Source organism: Gorillibacterium terrae, assembly GCF_051594785.1.
Classification (GTDB): Bacteria; Bacillota; Bacilli; order Paenibacillales; family NBRC-103111; genus Gorillibacterium.
Genome location: NZ_JBPPGI010000004.1, coordinates 1 through 16375 on the forward strand (window position 1 = coordinate 1; position 16375 = coordinate 16375).

General features: G+C 59.5%; 10 protein-coding genes, 17 tRNA genes, 1 rRNA gene and 1 pseudogene. 21 read left to right on the forward strand and 8 right to left on the reverse strand.

The genetic code is table 11. The annotated features are described in order from the left end of the window. From ACSEXS_RS14960 to ACSEXS_RS15045, 18 genes are all read left to right on the forward strand, one after another. Positions 1–125 (forward strand): 23S ribosomal RNA (locus ACSEXS_RS14960); the annotation flags it as partial. Between the two features lie 137 nt (positions 126–262). Further along, positions 263–338: transfer RNA gene (locus ACSEXS_RS14965), tRNA-Asn, on the forward strand. 3 nt (positions 339–341) lie between these two features. Next, positions 342–432, forward strand: a tRNA-Ser gene (locus tag ACSEXS_RS14970). Between the two features lie 25 nt (positions 433–457). After that, positions 458–532, forward strand: a tRNA-Glu gene (locus ACSEXS_RS14975). 3 nt (positions 533–535) lie between these two features. After that, positions 536–611, forward strand: a tRNA-Val gene (locus ACSEXS_RS14980). Between the two features lie 9 nt (positions 612–620). After that, a tRNA-Met gene (locus ACSEXS_RS14985) sits at positions 621–697 on the forward strand. A 19-nt stretch (positions 698–716) separates the two neighbouring features. After that, positions 717–793, forward strand: a tRNA-Asp gene (locus ACSEXS_RS14990). A gap of 43 nt (positions 794–836) precedes the next feature. After that, a tRNA-Phe gene (locus ACSEXS_RS14995) sits at positions 837–912 on the forward strand. A gap of 13 nt (positions 913–925) precedes the next feature. After that, positions 926–1001, forward strand: a tRNA-Thr gene (locus ACSEXS_RS15000). A 13-nt stretch (positions 1002–1014) separates the two neighbouring features. Continuing rightward, positions 1015–1100, forward strand: a tRNA-Tyr gene (locus tag ACSEXS_RS15005). A gap of 23 nt (positions 1101–1123) precedes the next feature. Continuing rightward, positions 1124–1197 (forward strand) — tRNA-Trp (locus tag ACSEXS_RS15010). A 22-nt stretch (positions 1198–1219) separates the two neighbouring features. Beyond that, positions 1220–1295: transfer RNA gene (locus ACSEXS_RS15015), tRNA-His, on the forward strand. Positions 1296–1307: 12 nt separating this feature from the next. Beyond that, positions 1308–1381: transfer RNA gene (locus ACSEXS_RS15020), tRNA-Gln, on the forward strand. Positions 1382–1389: 8 nt separating this feature from the next. Next, positions 1390–1464, forward strand: a tRNA-Gly gene (locus tag ACSEXS_RS15025). Positions 1465–1474: 10 nt separating this feature from the next. After that, positions 1475–1548: transfer RNA gene (locus ACSEXS_RS15030), tRNA-Cys, on the forward strand. 26 nt (positions 1549–1574) lie between these two features. Then, a tRNA-Leu gene (locus tag ACSEXS_RS15035) sits at positions 1575–1663 on the forward strand. A gap of 14 nt (positions 1664–1677) precedes the next feature. Then, positions 1678–1754 (forward strand) — tRNA-Arg (locus ACSEXS_RS15040). A gap of 15 nt (positions 1755–1769) precedes the next feature. Then, positions 1770–1848, forward strand: a tRNA-Leu gene (locus tag ACSEXS_RS15045). A 102-nt stretch (positions 1849–1950) separates the two neighbouring features. On the opposite strand, the gene ACSEXS_RS15050 is transcribed toward ACSEXS_RS15045, so the two are convergent. The 5 genes from ACSEXS_RS15050 to ACSEXS_RS15070 all read right to left on the reverse strand — a co-directional run bounded on the left by ACSEXS_RS15050 (position 1951) and on the right by ACSEXS_RS15070 (position 8139). After that, positions 1951–2622: a L,D-transpeptidase family protein gene (locus ACSEXS_RS15050; protein WP_438434055.1), complete on the reverse strand. Its 672-nt coding sequence runs from the start codon at positions 2620–2622 to the stop codon at positions 1951–1953. Between the two features lie 177 nt (positions 2623–2799). Further along, a complete protein-coding gene (locus ACSEXS_RS15055; RefSeq protein ID WP_438434056.1) occupies positions 2800–3510 on the reverse strand; it encodes a glycoside hydrolase family 16 protein in 711 nt (236 codons plus the stop codon). A 26-nt stretch (positions 3511–3536) separates the two neighbouring features. Continuing rightward, complete coding sequence (locus ACSEXS_RS15060) at positions 3537–5846, reverse strand: GH36-type glycosyl hydrolase domain-containing protein (RefSeq protein ID WP_438434057.1); 2310 nt, start codon at positions 5844–5846, stop codon at positions 3537–3539. 99 nt (positions 5847–5945) lie between these two features. After that, entirely contained in the window at positions 5946–6992 is a 1047-nt protein-coding gene (locus ACSEXS_RS15065; protein WP_438434058.1) for a LacI family DNA-binding transcriptional regulator, read from the reverse strand. A 220-nt stretch (positions 6993–7212) separates the two neighbouring features. Continuing rightward, positions 7213–8139: an ArsR/SmtB family transcription factor gene (locus ACSEXS_RS15070; protein ID WP_438434059.1), complete on the reverse strand. Its 927-nt coding sequence runs from the start codon at positions 8137–8139 to the stop codon at positions 7213–7215. Between the two features lie 189 nt (positions 8140–8328). Between ACSEXS_RS15070 and ACSEXS_RS15075 the strand changes: the two genes are divergently transcribed. Together ACSEXS_RS15075 and ACSEXS_RS15080 are read left to right on the forward strand one after the other, a co-directional pair. Beyond that, entirely contained in the window at positions 8329–9822 is a 1494-nt protein-coding gene (locus tag ACSEXS_RS15075; protein ID WP_438434060.1) for an alpha-N-arabinofuranosidase, read from the forward strand. 13 nt (positions 9823–9835) lie between these two features. Then, positions 9836–10111, forward strand: coding sequence for a hypothetical protein (locus ACSEXS_RS15080; RefSeq protein WP_438434061.1), 276 nt, complete (start codon positions 9836–9838; stop codon positions 10109–10111). 209 nt (positions 10112–10320) lie between these two features. Here the strand turns inward: ACSEXS_RS15080 and ACSEXS_RS15085 are convergent. From ACSEXS_RS15085 to ACSEXS_RS15095, 3 genes and pseudogenes are all read right to left on the reverse strand, one after another. After that, positions 10321–12288 (reverse strand): annotated as a pseudogene (locus tag ACSEXS_RS15085) (glycoside hydrolase family 127 protein). 138 nt (positions 12289–12426) lie between these two features. Beyond that, positions 12427–13239 (reverse strand): polysaccharide deacetylase family protein, encoded by an 813-nt coding sequence (locus tag ACSEXS_RS15090; protein ID WP_438434062.1) that lies wholly within the window; start codon positions 13237–13239, stop codon positions 12427–12429. Positions 13240–13304: 65 nt separating this feature from the next. Further along, complete coding sequence (locus ACSEXS_RS15095) at positions 13305–14183, reverse strand: LysR family transcriptional regulator (protein ID WP_438434063.1); 879 nt, start codon at positions 14181–14183, stop codon at positions 13305–13307. A gap of 161 nt (positions 14184–14344) precedes the next feature. Here ACSEXS_RS15095 and tkt point away from each other — a divergent pair, with 161 nt between their 5' ends. Then, positions 14345–16348, forward strand: coding sequence for a transketolase (tkt, locus tag ACSEXS_RS15100; RefSeq protein WP_438434064.1), 2004 nt, complete (start codon positions 14345–14347; stop codon positions 16346–16348). The last annotated feature ends 27 nt before the right edge of the window (positions 16349–16375 follow it).

Below are 16375 nucleotides of genomic sequence, written 5' to 3' on the forward strand. Positions count from 1 at the left end.
CCCCCCTCAAGATGAGATTTCCCAATTCGTAAGACCCCTGGAAGACGACCAGGTTGATAGGTCCGAGGTGGAAGTGCGGCAACGCATGCAGCTGACGGATACTAATCGGTCGAGGGCTTATCCAAATGACACACCGGTAATAACATGTTCCACCGCGTTTGACTTCGCATCCGGTTTTCAGGGAATGAGTACCCCCGAAAGAACTTGTTTCCTTTTGGGACTAAACCTGATATACTGTCATAGTGTCACTAATCGAGTCCGTTCCCTGATAGCTCAGTTGGTAGAGCACTCGACTGTTAATCGAGTTGTCACAGGTTCGAGTCCTGTTCGGGGAGCCATATGGAGAGGTGTCCGAGTGGTCGAAGGAGCACGATTGGAAATCGTGTAGGCGTCAAAAGCGTCTCGAGGGTTCGAATCCCTCTCTCTCCGCCATCAACTCATTAGTGAAATTGAATAAGGCCCGTTGGTCAAGGGGTTAAGACACCTCCCTTTCACGGAGGTAACAGGGGTTCGAATCCCCTACGGGTCACCATATGGAGGCTTAGCTCAGCTGGGAGAGCATCTGCCTTACAAGCAGAGGGTCGGGGGTTCGATCCCCTCAGCCTCCACCATATGACTAACGCGGGGTGGAGCAGTCCGGTAGCTCGTCGGGCTCATAACCCGAAGGCCGCAGGTTCAAATCCTGCCCCCGCAACCAACTTATGATTATGAATCGTGGAGCCGTGGTGTAGAGGCCTAACATGCCTGCCTGTCACGCAGGAGAACGCGGGTTCGAATCCCGTCGGCTCCGCCATTTATAACCTAAGAAGGACAATTGTTGAGAAGGAATCCCATATGGCTCGGTAGCTCAGTCGGTAGAGCAGAGGACTGAAAATCCTCGTGTCGGCGGTTCGATTCCGTCCCGAGCCACCACTTGCGGATTCAAGCCGCTGTAGCTCAACTGGTAGAGCAACTGACTTGTAATCAGTAGGTTGGGGGTTCAAGTCCTCTCGGCGGCACCAGGTTTTTTATCGTGGAGGCTTAGCGAAGTGGCCAAACGCAGCAGACTGTAAATCTGTTCTCTGACGAGTTCGGTGGTTCGAATCCATCAGCCTCCACCACTTCAACCCTTTCCTTTATCTGTAGGGGCATAGTTTAAAGGTAGAACAAAGGTCTCCAAAACCTTTGGTGTGGGTTCGATTCCTGCTGCCCCTGCCAATTTTCATGCAGTGTCTTCATGGCGGTCGTGGCGAAGTGGTTAACGCATCGGATTGTGGATCCGACACTCGAGGGTTCAATTCCCTTCGACCGCCCCATTTCTAAGATGCTGGGGATTAGCCAAGCGGTAAGGCAACGGTCTCTGACTCCGTCACCCTAGGTTCGAATCCTAGATCCCCAGCCATATATTATGCGGACGTGGCTCAGTGGTAGAGCATCGCCTTGCCAAGGCGAGGGTCGAGGGTTCGAATCCCTTCGTCCGCTCCATTTTGTTTGTGGCGCCATAGCCAAGTGGTAAGGCAAAGCTCTGCAAAAGCTCTACCCCCAGTTCGAATCTGGGTGGCGCCTCCATTGTTTTTCTCATGTGTCTGCCCTGTGCCGGGGTGGCGGAATCGGCAGACGCACAGGACTTAAAATCCTGGGATGGGTGACCATCGTACGGGTTCAAGTCCCGTCCCCGGCACCAACCGAATATACTGTGTGCCCATAGCTCAGCTGGATAGAGCGTTTGACTACGAATCAAAAGGTCGGGAGTTCGAATCTCTCTGGGCACGCCATTATTAATTCAATAAGCCGGTGTGGCGGAATGGCAGACGCGCGCGACTCAAAATCGTGAGGGAAACCGTGGAGGTTCGAGTCCTCTCACCGGCACTTTATAAACGGAGCTGTAAAATTACTTAAAGTAATTTTGCAGCTCCGTTTTTTGTTTTTTCGATGAAAAATAGACTTCCGAACTTCCCTCGACGATTGTGTTTATTCCAGCAGGCCGAGGGAGACGTAATCGTGCATGCTGACGACCCCGTCGATGGGCAGGTCATGCTCTCTTTCGTACTTTTTCATCGCGTATTCGGTTAAGGCGTTGAATCGTCCGTTACAGACTCCTCCGTAATAATTTCCGGCCCGCAGCCGATTTTGCAGCAATAGCACCTCGCCGCCGATATCTCCCATCGCCAGTCTTCGGGGATCCCGGTGCGGTTCTCCCAATACATGCCCCAAAATGGAGACTTTCATCCCCACCTCCACATACTCGTAGAGCTCTTCCACGTGCCGGTTCAACATCCGAACGCAGCCATGGCTTGCGTCATGGCCAATGGAATCGGGGCGGTTGGTGCCGTGAATGCCGTAGGTACCCCACGGAACGTTCAGACCGATCCAGCGGGTGCCAAAGCCCGAGCCCCAGTTTTTGTGCTTGTTCACGACCACGTAGTCTCCGGTGGGTGTCGGAGTCCGGGGTTTTCCAAGGGAGATGGGATACTTCTTCAGGCGATTTCCGGCTGAATCCATAACCCAAAGTTCATTTTTGAGCGGATTAATCTGCAGGGTGGCGGCCGTGCGATCGGTGTCTGCTCGCGGCTTGGCAGGGACCGCATATGCGGGAGCTTGAAGACAGAAAGATAAGACTAGGATGACAATCCCCCAGCGCATTCGAGCCCCTCCATGTTCGGTAAATGATGCCTGTAGCCTTAACCTTTCGACTCACAAATATGCATCAAGCCGGTCCCCTCAACAGGCGAGGAAATCGGCTTGGATTTTCTAGACCCTCATGCAGAATCGGGCGATGGAAACGGCGACGAGGAGGAACGAGCCAAAAGCCGCAGACGTTCAGTCTTCCTTGGCCGCCCGTTCGTAGACCCGTACATAGTCGACGAGGAGGGCAGTCGGAAGCTTGGCCTTGGTGATATCGCCTCCCCAGGGACCGACCTCCGCCGAGATTTTCAGGTAAGCGGGACGCTCGGAAATGCCGCCTGCGTTGGTGCGCCAGATTTCTTGGTCATCGGCGAAAAAGATGTACTCCGTTTCGTTCCATTCCAGAGCAAACGTATGAAACCCTTCGTAGATCCCGGGAAGGTGTACGGCGCTTTCAACGGTCTGGTGATGCTCGCCGTAGCCGTTCCAATGGAGGGCGCAATTGATTTTGCTGTCGTGGAAATAAGGCGATTCAAAAATATCGATCTCGGTGCCGGTCTTGCCGTCCTCGGTCACTTCGAATACCCCGTCCGACATCAGCCAAAAGGCGGTCCAAAATCCTTCTTCGGCCGGAAGCTGGCAGCGGATCTCATAATAGCCGTAGGCCTGCCCAAACTTTCCTTTGGAGCGGATCGCGCCGGAATAGTAGCCGCCGTCCCGTTCGCTGATCCGGATGACCAGATGGCCTTCTCCGTCGACATAAGCGTCCTGATCGGACCATTTTCCTGTATGCCGCACTTCTTCGGGGCAGTGGGACCACTTGCCGGCGTCCAGCTCATGACCCTCGAACCGGTCTTCAAACGTGAGCGTCCAGCCTTTTTTGTTTGCGTTGGTAACGGATGACATGGTCGTTCCTCCTCTGAATGGATGGCTTAGCCGAGCACGATTTCGATGCGGTGGAGTTTTCCGTCTCCTTGGATCGGCAGGGTTGTGCCCGAAATCGCTTCGCCGTCTAAAGTAATTCGGGAAATACCGGATTGCACGCCATCCGGATTATGGATCACGATATCGTACACGTCTCCCCGGAAAGGCCGCCGGATGCGGCATTCCTTCCACTCGTGGGGAATAACCGGATTCACCGTGAAGGTTGCGTAGCCCGGATGAAAGCCGAGCATGTACTGCGTGGCCGAGCGGAATATCCAGCCGGCGGTTCCCGTGACCCAGGCGAACATCGTCTGACCGGCACGCGGGTTGTCTGGACCGAAGTACATGTTGGTCAGCGCGTAGGGCTCGCAGCCGGAGTGCTCGGACGGGTTATCCGGACTGTCCGGCATGATCTTGAGCATGGTCCGGTAAGCCGCGTCGCCCCGGCCGAGGCAGCAGTCGGCGACGATCTTGAAGGTGCCGCCGTGGCAGTAAGGCGCTCCGTTCTCCCAGATACCGGGAACGAAGCCGGTGAGCCGGCCGATCTCCGGTTTGTAGGAGGTATAGGTCGGCGAGAGCGTGAGCGGGCCGTAAGGCGAATCCAGCCGCTCGTCGATCGCCTTGAGGCAGGGAGCAATCCGCTCCTCCGGGGCGATCCCGGACATAAGGGCCCACGTCTGGCTGTTCAGGTAGATGCTGCCTTCGGCCTCGGTATGCGTGCCGACCTTGTCGCCGGCATCGTTGTACCCGGCCAGGTACCATTCGCCGTCCCAGCCGGTGTCGTTGACCGCCTCGCGAATTCGGGCGGCGCGCTCGCGCATTTCTGTAGCCGTGTGAACGTCGCATCGGATGGCTTCTGCCATCTCGGCCGTCTGGAGCAGCGCGTAATACAGCGCGATGGAAGTCCAGACGCTCTCTCCCTTGCCGCCGACGCCGATGCCGTTCAGTGAGTCGTTCCAGTCGCCGTCGTGCGCCCGCACCAGGCTACGCTCGCCGGTGTCTTCGGACGAATAGCGCACGGCGGTAAGGATATGTTCCCAAACCGTCGCTTCGCCTTCGTCGAGATAGGGGACTGTTTGATCCAAGAAGGAGCGGTCTCCGGTCTCCTTGAGGTAGGCGTTGACGGTCGGTGCGATCCAGGTGGGCCCATCGGAGTAGATATGCGGGTCCAGCGGCAGCCAGCCTCGGACGCAGCGTCCATCGGCATATTGGTAGCGCAGGGTTTCCAGGATTTTATCCTTGGCCAGCTCAGGGTTGAATGAAGCGATCGCCCAGGCGTCCTGAAGCTGGTCGCGGAAGCCTTTGCCGGTATCCCGACCCGCCTCGGCACAGAGTTGGACCTGCTGCTTGATCCAGGCGTTGACCAGATGATTGACTTTGGCATCGGGCGTCTCGATCACGATCGCTTCTCGAAGCGTTCTCCGCGATTCCAACAATTCGGCGAATTCGCGTTCAATGACGCCCGGAGCGAACAAGCTTTCCGCGAGCGCGTCGGCCCGCTCCATCGTATCCGTGGCCCCGATCAGCACATGAAAGCTTCGCTGTTCGCCCGGCTGAAGCGTGAAGGTATGTTCCAGAACGCCGATCAGATCCTCGTTGGAGGCAAGGCTGCCGCTGCAGCCGCCGCGTACCACTCCGTCGGGCGCGGCGAGGTGGCCGTAGGTACCGACAAAAGCTTTGCGCGACGAATCAAAGCCGCTTGCGGGCTCGCTGGCGGCCAGAAAGCCGCTGAACCAGCCATGGGTTCGGTCCTGCGTCGTGTTATGCGCCAGGATGAGATTGCGGCGGGGGTTAAATTCTGCGAACAGATTGGAGTAATAATTGCTGTAGATTTTGTAGCCGGTAAGCAGAAACTCGACGAAGGAATAGACCTTTACCGTCCGCTCCCGGTCGGACTGGTTGCCAAGCGTCAGCGTCCAGATCTCAGCCGGGTCCCGCTCATTGATAAAGACCCGGGCTTCCGCCGTGAGACCGGCCCGGGCGCCCGAGAAGCGGGAATATCCGAGTCCGTGAACACCCCGATACTCGTCCAGCTCCCGGCGAACGGGATACCAGCCCGGATTCCAGAACTCGCCGGTCTCCTCGTCGCGAATGTAGAAATAGCGGCTGCCGTTCTTCAGCAGGACGGCGCGACCCTTGCCCTCCGGGTCGATATAGGCGGCGGCGCGGTCTCCGTATGCGCCGAGGCCCCCGCCAGTCTGGTTGACGCCCGACAGCAGGCGAGAGTTCCAGAGGTAATTCAGCATCGGGCGGGGGGGATCAGGCCGGGTGAAGACAAACTCGGACCCGTCTTCGGAAAAATGGCCGAAATTCGGCATGCAAAAGCTCCTCCTTTGGAGTGGGGAACGTTCCCCATCGAATGTAAAAAAAGCGATCCTGCGCACTTGTCGCTTGATCGGGAGAAAGGGGTGAACGGCTTACGGCCGCTTCGGCGGGCAGCAGGAATTGCCTTCGCGGAGTTCGGGCGCAAAGAGGCGAGCGATCGGCGAGGACGGTTCGCCTCCTGTCGCCTCGGCGATCATCTCGACGGCGGCCTTGGCTACGTCGGAGAGCGGCTGGGCCACGGAGGTTAAGACGAGGGGGCCGGGTTTAAAGCTGAGCAAGCCGGCCAAGTGGTCGAAGCCCACCATGGACAGGTCGTCCGGAATGGAAACTCCGGCTTGCTGGAGTGTTCCCATCATCTCATAGGCGATGAGATCGTTGAAGACGAACAGGGCGGTCGGCCGTTCCGGCCGCAGGAGAAGCTCGCGGGCGGCAGCTTCGCCGCAGCCGACGGTACCCTCGGTGACGAGGACACTGGCAGGCGAAGGATCGAGGGCAAGCGTCTTCATGGCAGCCAGAAACCCGTCCCGCCGGTCGATGGCGACCCGGTGCCGAAGGTTGCCGGTGACATGCACGATGTCGCGGTGCCCGAGCCTGTGCAGATAACGGACGACCTGCGCCGCGCCATCCTGATTGTCCACCAGGACATTCGGGACGCCGGGCTGCTCGACATGGTTCTCGATCACGACAAACGGAAAGCTAACCGTCGTCAAATGCTCGATCACCGGAGTATCGGCCTCCGAGCTGCCGTAGAGAATGACGCCGTCGGCAGCCCCGCCCATGAAATACTGGATATAGTGCCGCTTCGCGTCCTGCCGCTCATTGCAGCTGCAGAAGACGAGGTGATACCCCGCTTCTTGGGCCCATAGCTCCAACTGAGCGGCCAGCTCCGTATAAACCGGCGACCGGAAGGAATCGTAAACCACTCCAATCACGCCGGTTTTGCTCGTAACCAGCGCCCGGGCGGCAATGTTCGGCGTGTAGCGGAGGGCTTCCGCGGCGGCCCATACCTTTTTGCGGGTTTCCTCGTGCACGCCGTATTGATGGTTGAGCACCTTGGAAACGGTGGTTTTGGACACACCCGCCCGCTTGGCGATATCCAGTATGCTGGCGATATCAAACACTCCTTTGAAATGGGACAAGCGTTTAGGGAACGTTCCCCATCCATAGTAAGTCAGAAGCCGGAAATACGCAAGAGGGGAAGGGCTAAGGGGCCTTGAACTCGAAGGACCCATGAATCGACGGACCAACGAATCGACGGACCAACGAATCGACGGACCAATGAATTGCAAATCGACCTGAAAAAAATGTCATAAGAAAACGAACTGCCGGAAACTTGCCGGTTCTGAACCGGGCTCGGCGCTATCTCCCTGCCGCTTCGCCTGCATCGACATAAAACAGCTCCAGGGACGGATGCTCGCCGTAATTGCCGAAGCCCCGACCGTACAGGGTCAGACCGCCCAGATGAAGGGCGTCGTCCTCGACGGAGAGGCGCAGGGTCCATTCCTTGCGGCGGATATCCACCTCGTTCAGGGTGATATCGGACAGCTTGACGCCGTCCATGAACGTGCCCGAATCCGTGAGGCGGAGCTGCTTCAGCAGGCCGTACTGGTTGGTGTGTGCGGGCCACCACGGAGGCGTGAATTTTCCCCGCCGGTCGCCGAAATCGCCGGGACTCGTCCAGGTGCCGAGCTTTACGCCATTGAGCGTAAAGGTGATGTCCGACGGATAATCCTCGCGGATTCCCGGAGCCTCCGAGCCGATCTCCATCCGCAAAAGTAATTCCTCGGGTTCCTGCGTGGACAGCAGGAAGTTGGGGGCTTTGTACTCGATAAAGCCCTTGCCGAACCAGAGGATCGCAGCGTGAATCCGTTCCGGGTCCCAGAAATAACGGGGGTCGTCAAAGCTGCCGATAATACGGTCGACGGTAGCCAGACCGCAGGTCGGCTCAATGTCAAAGTCCGCATAATGGCCGATCGGAATCGAGATCCGGTGGCTTTTGCGGATGCGGGCCTTGGACGCGGGAAACTCGACCTCGATGGAGTCGGCGGCGAGGGTGCAGATCTTTTGCAGACCGCTCTTGCCCGGAGCCATCCGCGTTTCGATCAATCCGGCGTCCGCCAGCTTGCGAACGTGCATCGTCATGATCGCGCTGGACAGGCCGGTCGCCGCAGCTAACTCCTTGATGTTGAGCGGCTCGTCGGCCAGCAGACGGAGGATACGGAGCCGAACCGGGCTGGCGAGCGCCTCGTAGACCGAAAGCGAGTGTTCGGATAAGTCGAGTTTCATGGAAATGCCGTCCTTTGCTGAGTATGATTAATAATTATATTACTCAAATGAATAGTATAAGGCAACTAAATCAGCAATCTTCCAGGTAAATTTGGATATTCGATTGACGAAGCGAAGAATGGGCTTTTATAATAGTTGTGTGATAGCTAAATTAATTAATATAATAGTTAACTAAAGGAGCGGAAACAGATGGCTTTGAAGGGTGTGCTGAACGCCGACGCCGGGAAGGGTACCATCAACCGGAATCTGTATGGGCATTTTTCCGAGCATTTGGGAAGATGCATTTATGAAGGGATTTGGGTGGGAGAGGATTCGGACATTCCCCACACGAACGGTATTCGCAACGATGTTGTGAAAGCGCTCAAACAGATCAAAATCCCGGTGCTTCGCTGGCCGGGCGGCTGTTTTGCCGATGAGTACCACTGGATGGACGGCATCGGTCCGAAGGAAACCCGCAAGCGGATGATCAACACTCACTGGGGCGGCGTGGTAGAAAATAACCATTTTGGAACCCACGAGTTCCTGGAACTCTGCCGCCAGCTTGAATGCGAGCCGTACATCAACGGCAATGTGGGGAGCGGAACCGTCCGCGAGATGTCCGAATGGGTCGAATACCTGACGTTCGGCGGAGAATCGCCGATGTCCGAGCTCCGCAAGCGCAACGGGCAAGAACAGCCTTGGGCGGTGACGTATTTTGGCGTCGGCAACGAGAATTGGGGCTGCGGCGGCAACATGCGGCCGGAATATTACGCTGACCTGTACCGCCAATACCAGACTTATATCCGCAACTATGACGGCAACCGGATTCACCGGATCGCTTGCGGCGCCAATTCGAACGATTACAACTGGACCGAAGTGCTGATGCGTCAGGCTGCTCCCTTCATGGATTCGCTCACGCTGCATTACTATACGCTGCCGACGGACAACTGGCAGGACAAAGGCAACGCGACGGGCTTCGGAGAAGTGGAGTGGTTCTCCACGCTGAAGCAGGCGCTTAAGATGGACGAACTGATTACCCGCCACAGCACGATCATGGATAAATACGATCCGGAACGCCGGATCGGGCTGATCGTGGATGAGTGGGGCACCTGGTACAATGTGGAGCCCGGCACGGTGCCCGGCTTCCTGTATCAGCAGAATACCATGCGCGATGCGCTGGTGACGGGCGTCACGCTGAACATCTTCCATGAGCACAACGAGCGGGTCCGCATGGCCAACATCGCCCAGATGGTCAACGTGCTCCAGGCGGTCATTCTGACGGAAGGCGAAAAGCTGCTGCTGACGCCGACCTACCACGTGTTCGACCTGTACAAGGTACATCAGGATGCCGAGCGGTTGGACCTGACGCTGGAGGCGGGCAGCTACACCCTGGATGGCCAGGAGCTTCCGGCCGTAACCGCCACGGCGTCCCGCGACGGCGAAGGCAAACTGCACATCAGCCTGTGCCACTTGAACCCGAACGCCGCCGCCACGGTGGAGCTCGATCTCCGCGGGCTCGCGGGCTCGTCGATGACGGCATCGGGAATAACGCTGAAGGGCAACTCGATCGATGCGCATAACACGTTCGAGCAGCCGGAAGCCGTGAAGCCGGAGCCGTTCGCAGACTTTGAGCTCCTGAACGGCAAGCTGACCGTCACCCTTCCGCCGATGTCGGTCACCGCGCTGGAACTGTCCCCCAACTGAGAAGGAGGAAGCGATGGCGAGGGAAACGGCCTGCAAGGCCTGCGGCGAGGAGTATCGCGTGACCGAGGAGCAGATCGCCCGTATCTTGGCTGCCCCGATGTTCTCCTCGGAGCTTTGCGTGTCCGAGGAGGAATACCGGGAGCGGCTCGAATGCTGCCGGACCTGCGTCAAGCTGGAGGGCGGCTTTACCTGCCGGGCATGCGGCTGCATCGTTCCGGTTGTCGCCAAGCTTAAAGGACGGACCTGTCCGCTCCCCGGCGGCGGCCGCTGGCCCAAGCCGATTGGTTGATCGCGCCGCCTACGGAGCGTGGAGTATAAGTAGAAACCGGACACCGCCGATGGAGGCGATGTCCGGTTTTATTGTTGGGGAGCGAGGCGGGTTTCTATGGGGAAGGCAACCCGGTAGGTAAAGCCGCCGGGAAGGGGCGATCATGCCGAAAAGCGCCTGACCTCGTAAGGTCAAGCGCTCGTTTCGCCAGAGTGTCGTCCCTTCGGCGGTCAGCCTTCCTCGCGGATCCAGACAAGCATTTCCTCGCCCGGCGACCGGTTGCCCCACAGGGTGTAGGGAACGGCCGTCACGGTCACCGGATGCTTTGCCGGCGGTGCAGAGGTGTAGAGCGAGTCTTCACGCTCCTCCAGCCGGAACCCCTCGGCCTGAAGGAAGACCGCCTCCGGACGCCAATCGCCCGCGATCTCGCGCAGCCCGCTGTCTGCCCGGAGGCTGAGCCCCGCCAGCAGCGGTCCGTTGTCCGCTTCTTCGAAGCAGTACACGAGCGGGCCGCGCTGCAGCGCGACACGGCCGACATCGGCCCGCACCTTCGGGCTCGCGTAGATCCGCCGCGGCGTCATATCCAGCGAAACCGTGAACCGGTCGCCTTCCTGCCAGCACCGCTTCAGGTAGGCGTACCCGTCGCGGATTTCCGGTTCGACCGGCTCTCCGTTCAGAGCGAAGGAAGTGCTCTGCGACCAGCCGGGAACGCGAATCGCCAGAGTGACGTCACCGGAGCCTTCCAGGGAGCTAACGGTAAGCCCCGCTTCGCCCTTCCAGGGGAGCTCACTGTTCAGCTTGACGGTCAGCTTGGTCCCGTCGAGCTCGCTGCGGGCTTCGCTGCCGATGAATAGATGCGTGTACAAGGTGTCGGCGGTTGCCGTGAACACATAGTGGGCCAGAGAAGCGAGCAGCCGGGCGACGTTCGGAGGGCAGCAGGCGCAGCCGTACTATTTCTGCCGAACGGCCTTGATGTGGTGTTTTCCGGGATTCTTCCGGCTGGCTTCGGGCCAGACCTCCATCGGGTTCACGTAGAAATAATGCTTGCCGTCGCCTGCGATTCCGGCCGTAACCGTGTTGTACAACGCACGTTCCAGGACGTCCGCATACTCGCCCTTCGCTTCCGCCTGCAGCATCCGGCGGGCGAAGAAGATCAGTCCGATGGAGGCGCAGGTCTCCGAATAGTTCGTGTCGTTGGGCAGATCGTGGTCGAAGGTAAAGGCTTCTCCGTGATGCGTCGAGCCGATGCTGCCGGTTACGTACATTTGCCGGTGGACGACGTTGCTCCACAGCCTCCGGCATGCCTCAAGCAGCTCCCGGTCGCCGCTCCGGATAGCCAAGTCGGCCATCGCCGTGTACATGTACACGGCCCGAACGGCATGTCCGGTGGCAACCTTTTGCTCCCGGACCGGCTTGTCGGCCTGAAGGTAGTCGAGTGCGGGCGGATGCGGCTGAACGACGCCGGGCGACCAGTGGGAGGTCTGGCCCCGTTCCTTCCACTCCTTGTGGAAGAAGCTCGGCTCCTGACCCCGCTCGTCGATCAGGAAGGCAGCGAGCCGGAGGTAACGGTCTTCTCCGGTAACCTCGTACAGCTTGACCAGAGCGAGCTCGATCTCTTGATGCCCGTCGTACCCGCGGACCTGGCCCGGCCCCGGCCCGAACCGGCGGTCGATGTGATCGGCCAGCTTCCGGGCGACCTCGAGCAGGGCGGTTTTGCCGGTGCTGCCGTAATAGGCCACGGCCGCCTCGATCAGATGGCCCGCGCAGTACATTTCATGGCAGTCGGCCAGATTGGTCCAGCGCTTGCCCGGCTCGGCCAAGGCGAAATAGGTATTCAGGTAGCCGTCCGGCTGCTGGGCGGCGGCGACGAGGGCGATGGCTTCGTCGGCGACCCGCTCCAGATCGGGATCGGGGGAGGCGGCGAGCGAGTAGCCGACGGCCTCCAGCCATTTATACAAATCGCTGTCCTGGAACACCCAGCCTCCAAAGGGGCCTTTCTCCAAACCGGCGGCCCGGCGGAAATTGGCGATGGCATGGCTCGGTTCCGCGTCGGGAATCCGGTCGTTCAGCGCCTCCCATTGATACGGGATGACGGTATCCCGGATGAGCGTCCGGTAAGGGGTCCAGTAAGGATCGTCGATGGCGATATCTTGAAGGCGCAGCGGTTTGGAGAAAACGGCAGGGTTGGCGGTATTCATGATTCACACTCCAATCGGATGGATAGGGTCTGCCTTCATGATAAAGGAGGAGTGCGGGTTTGTCGGTAGACAATCCGGTAGATAAGGTGTCAAAAAGCGATTTGTTTTAAGAGGCGCTCACTGCGCGATCGTCTGCCATCAGGGTGTTGTAAGCCGAACCGTCTGACCGGCGCCGATCTCCACCGGTTCGCCGTCGGCCGATACCCACAGCGTGATGGCGGAGGGATTGTGCAAGATGGTACCGTCCACCGTAAGCTGCAGACGGCCGAGCGCCTGCAGGTAGTCGACGATCTCGATGTTGGTCGCGTACCAGACGTCGAATCGGCCGGTCAACTTCGCGCAGAAGCGCTCGATGTCGTCCCAGTTGGCATTGTCCGCGAACTCGTAGCTGTGGCCCCATACATAGAAGAGGGACGGCTTGGTCATCCACGAGTTCGCCGGCTGATCCAGAAATTCGTCGGCCAGCTCCAGCATGTCGCGGTGATGGCAGGTCGGATGCCAGGTGAGCGGGTCCACGGGAAGATCGAAGCGTCGGGTCGCCTGAACGGTTCGGGAATACTGGATGCCGAGCGTTTTCAGAATGGATATGACGTCGGGGCTGTAGGTCCCGAAGGGATACGACATCCCGCGTACGGGGTAGCCGGCCAGGGCTTCCAGCCGGCGCCGGTCTTCCAGGACCTCGGTGATCACCTGCTCCCGGGGCGTCTGCTCCAGGAACGGATGGTTCACCGTATGAACGGAAATTTCATGGCCCCGGTAGAGGGCCTCCACCTCTTCCCGTTCGACGTAGCCGGGAAGGCCGAATTTGCCCGAATTGAGATGGAAGGTGCTTTTGATGCCGTGCCGGTTCAGAATCTCGACCAAACGGCGGTCGTGGGTTCTCCCGTCGTCGTAGCTGAGGGTCAGGGCTTTGGTAACCCCGCCGGGAAATCGGTTGAATGCCAGGTTCATGGGTTGTCCTCCTTATGTTTAGCCCCTTAAGGGGGCGGGTCTGCCTCAACGGGTGGAGCAGGCCGTCAATTCACCATCGCGAGAAATTGGCCGGCGCTGCCGGAAAGCGGAACGCTGCGCAGGGTCATGATGCCGATCCGGGTAGGCGGCAGCTTGATGTCGAGCCGGATTTCGAACAGCGAGCCGTCCTTCATTTCTTTTGCGGCAAATTCCCGGGTGACATAAGAGATGCCGAGCCCCCTCCGGGCGAACTCAATGAGCAGATCGACGCTGCCGACCTCAATCGCCGGCTTGATCGACAAGCCGTAGCTCTGTACAAGCTCAGTGATGGCTGTGCGCGCCCGACTGTTGCGGGAGAAGAGGATGATCGGGTAGCGGAGCAACTGTTCCAGCGACAGCGTCTTGCCTTTCAGCGCGGCATAACGGGCTCCGGCGACGAAGCACTCCTGCAGCTCAATCGTCTCCGCGACCGCGAGCTGGGGATCGACGATCGGCAGCCGCACCACGCCCATGTCGATTTGGCCTTCCTTGAGAAAGGAGATAATTTCCGGCGTCGTGCCGTGGTTCAGGTAGAGGCGGATGCCGGGGAACTGCTGGTGGTAGCGCTCCAGGTAGGGCAGCAGATAATGCTTGAACAGCGAATCGCTGCCTCCGATCCGCAGCTCGCCGCTCTCCAGATTTTTCAGCGCCGCCATCTTCTCCTCGGCCAAGGCGATGAGGAGCTGGGACTGCTCGATATAGGAATAGAGGACAGCCCCCTCCTGCGTCAGCGACACGCCTCGGGAGTTGCGCACGAACAGGGTCAACCCCATCCGGTCCTCGAGCTGCTTGATCGCGTGGCTCACACTCGGCTGGGTGAGGTACAGCTCCTTGGCGGCCTTGGACAGGCTGCCCGATTTGGCTGCCCGGAAAAAGACTTTGTAGAGCTCGTCATTATTTGCCATAGAAGTAATCTATACCTCCTCTGAAATCTATCGATTACGGGTATGGCTCTCACTCGTATTATAGTGGAGTTAAGAACCGCAAGCCAGCTATACCTTCGAAGCTCGAACACACGGGCTGTTTCGAGAACTTCACCGAAATTATCCGAAAGAAGGAACTTTACATGCCAGTTGTCCAAACCGTCGAGCAGTTGGCGGTCGATGCCATCCGTACGCTGTCCATTGATGCCATTAATGCGGCAAACTCCGGCCATCCGGGGCTGCCGATGGGTGCGGCGCCTGCCGCTTACGCCCTCTGGGCCGGAGTCTTGAACCATAATCCGAACCACGCCAACTGGTTCAATCGCGACCGCTTTGTTCTGTCGGCGGGCCACGGCTCGGCGATGCTCTACAGCCTGCTGCACCTGTCCGGCTATCGGGTGTCGCTCGAGGACCTCAAGCAATTCCGCCAGTTGAACAGCCTGACGCCGGGTCATCCGGAATACGGCCACACGGACGGCGTGGACGCCACGACCGGGCCGCTCGGCCAAGGCATCGGCATGGCCGTCGGGATGGCGATGGCTGAGGCTCATCTGGCCGCCCGCTTCAACCGCGAAGGCCTGCCGGTCGTCGATCACTACACCTACGCCCTTGCCGGCGACGGCTGCCTGATGGAGGGCATCTCCTACGAAGCCATGTCAATGGCCGGCCACATGAAGCTGGGCAAGCTGATTGTCCTGTATGATTCCAACGACATCTCGCTGGACGGTAAGCTGAACCTGTCGTTTGGAGAGGATATGAAGAAGCGCGCCGAGTCGGCCCGCTGGGAATACCTGCGGGTCGAAGACGGCAATGACGTCGGCGCCATCCGGCAGGCGATCGAGGCGGCGAAGCGCAACACCGACCAGCCGACCCTGATCGAAATTCGCTCCGTGATCGGATACGGCAGCAAGGTGGCGGGAACGAACAAAGCGCACGGCGCTCCGCTCGGCAAGGAAGAGGCGAAGGCCGTGAAGCAGGCGTACGGCTGGCCGACCGAGGAAGAATTCTTCGTACCCGACGAGGTCCGGCAGCACTTTGCGGCGCTAAAGGAGCAGGGAGCTGCCAAGGAAGCGGAGTGGAACCGCCTGGTCGAGCTCTACGGCAAGCTGCACCCCGAGCTTGGCCAAGCGTTCGCCCGCGCCGTGAAAGGCGACGTAGCGCTTGCGCAAGAGGACCTGCTGGCCTTTGATTCGGCCAAGGCTCTGTCCACCCGCGTAGCGAGCGGCGAAGCGATCAACCACTACCTGACCAAGGTGCCGGGGCTGTTCGGCGGCAGTGCCGACCTGTCCCACTCGACCATGACCCACATGAACGGGGAACCGGCCTTCGCGCTGGAGGATTATGCCGGGCGCAACGTATACTTCGGCGTGCGCGAGCATGCGATGGGCGCAGTCGGCAACGGCCTTGCGCTGCACGGCGGCGTCAAGCCGTTCGTCAGCACCTTCTTCGTGTTCAGCGATTACCTGCGCCCGTCGATCCGCCTGGCTGCCCTGCAAAAGCTGCCGGTCATCTACGTCTTCACGCATGATTCCATCGCCGTCGGCGAAGACGGTCCAACCCATGAGCCGGTCGAGCATTTGACCGCTCTGCGTACCATTCCCGGTCTGACGGTCATCCGTCCGACCGACGCCAACGAGACGGCGAATGCCTGGGCCTACGCTCTCCAGGAAGCGGAAGGGCCGGTGGCGCTGGTGCTCAGCCGCCAGAACCTGCCGGTGTACGAGTCGACGCGCGCCAATCTGGAAGGCGTGCGCCAAGGCGCGTATGTCCTCACCGAGACCGGCGGCACACCCGACGCCATCCTGATCGCCACGGGCTCGGAGGTCTCCCTTGCCGTCCGCACGAAGGCGGAGCTGGAGAAGGACGGGCTGTCCATCCGTGTCGTCGCGATGCCGAGCCGCGAGCGCTTCGAGCGCCAGTCCGCAGAGTACAAGGAAAGCGTGCTTCCCCGCTCGATCAAGAAACGTACCGTCATCGAGGCGGGCATCTCGCTCGGCTGGGAGAAATATGCCGGCTCCGAGGGAACGATTGTCTCGATCGACACCTTCGGCGCCTCCGGCCCCGGCGACGCCGTCATGGAAACCTTCGGGTTCTCGTCGGATCAGGTAGCCGCACGCGTCCGGGCAATGCTGAACGAGGACAAGTAAGCCGCTGATTGCTAGCCGTGCTCCTCA

Excerpts from the sequence above, each read along its gene's own strand:
- ACSEXS_RS15070 (WP_438434059.1), bottom strand. The coding sequence starts at position 8,139 with ATGAAACTCGACTTATCCGAACACTCGCTTTCGGTCTACGAGGCGCTC.
- ACSEXS_RS15060 (WP_438434057.1), bottom strand. The coding sequence starts at position 5,846 with ATGCCGAATTTCGGCCATTTTTCCGAAGACGGGTCCGAGTTTGTCTTC.
- tkt (WP_438434064.1), top strand. The coding sequence starts at position 14,345 with ATGCCAGTTGTCCAAACCGTCGAGCAGTTGGCGGTCGATGCCATCCGT.
- ACSEXS_RS15055 (WP_438434056.1), bottom strand. The coding sequence starts at position 3,510 with ATGTCATCCGTTACCAACGCAAACAAAAAAGGCTGGACGCTCACGTTT.
- ACSEXS_RS15075 (WP_438434060.1), top strand. The coding sequence starts at position 8,329 with ATGGCTTTGAAGGGTGTGCTGAACGCCGACGCCGGGAAGGGTACCATC.
- ACSEXS_RS15095 (WP_438434063.1), bottom strand. The coding sequence starts at position 14,183 with ATGGCAAATAATGACGAGCTCTACAAAGTCTTTTTCCGGGCAGCCAAA.
- ACSEXS_RS15050 (WP_438434055.1), bottom strand. The coding sequence starts at position 2,622 with ATGCGCTGGGGGATTGTCATCCTAGTCTTATCTTTCTGTCTTCAAGCT.
- ACSEXS_RS15090 (WP_438434062.1), bottom strand. The coding sequence starts at position 13,239 with ATGAACCTGGCATTCAACCGATTTCCCGGCGGGGTTACCAAAGCCCTG.
- ACSEXS_RS15080 (WP_438434061.1), top strand. The coding sequence starts at position 9,836 with ATGGCGAGGGAAACGGCCTGCAAGGCCTGCGGCGAGGAGTATCGCGTG.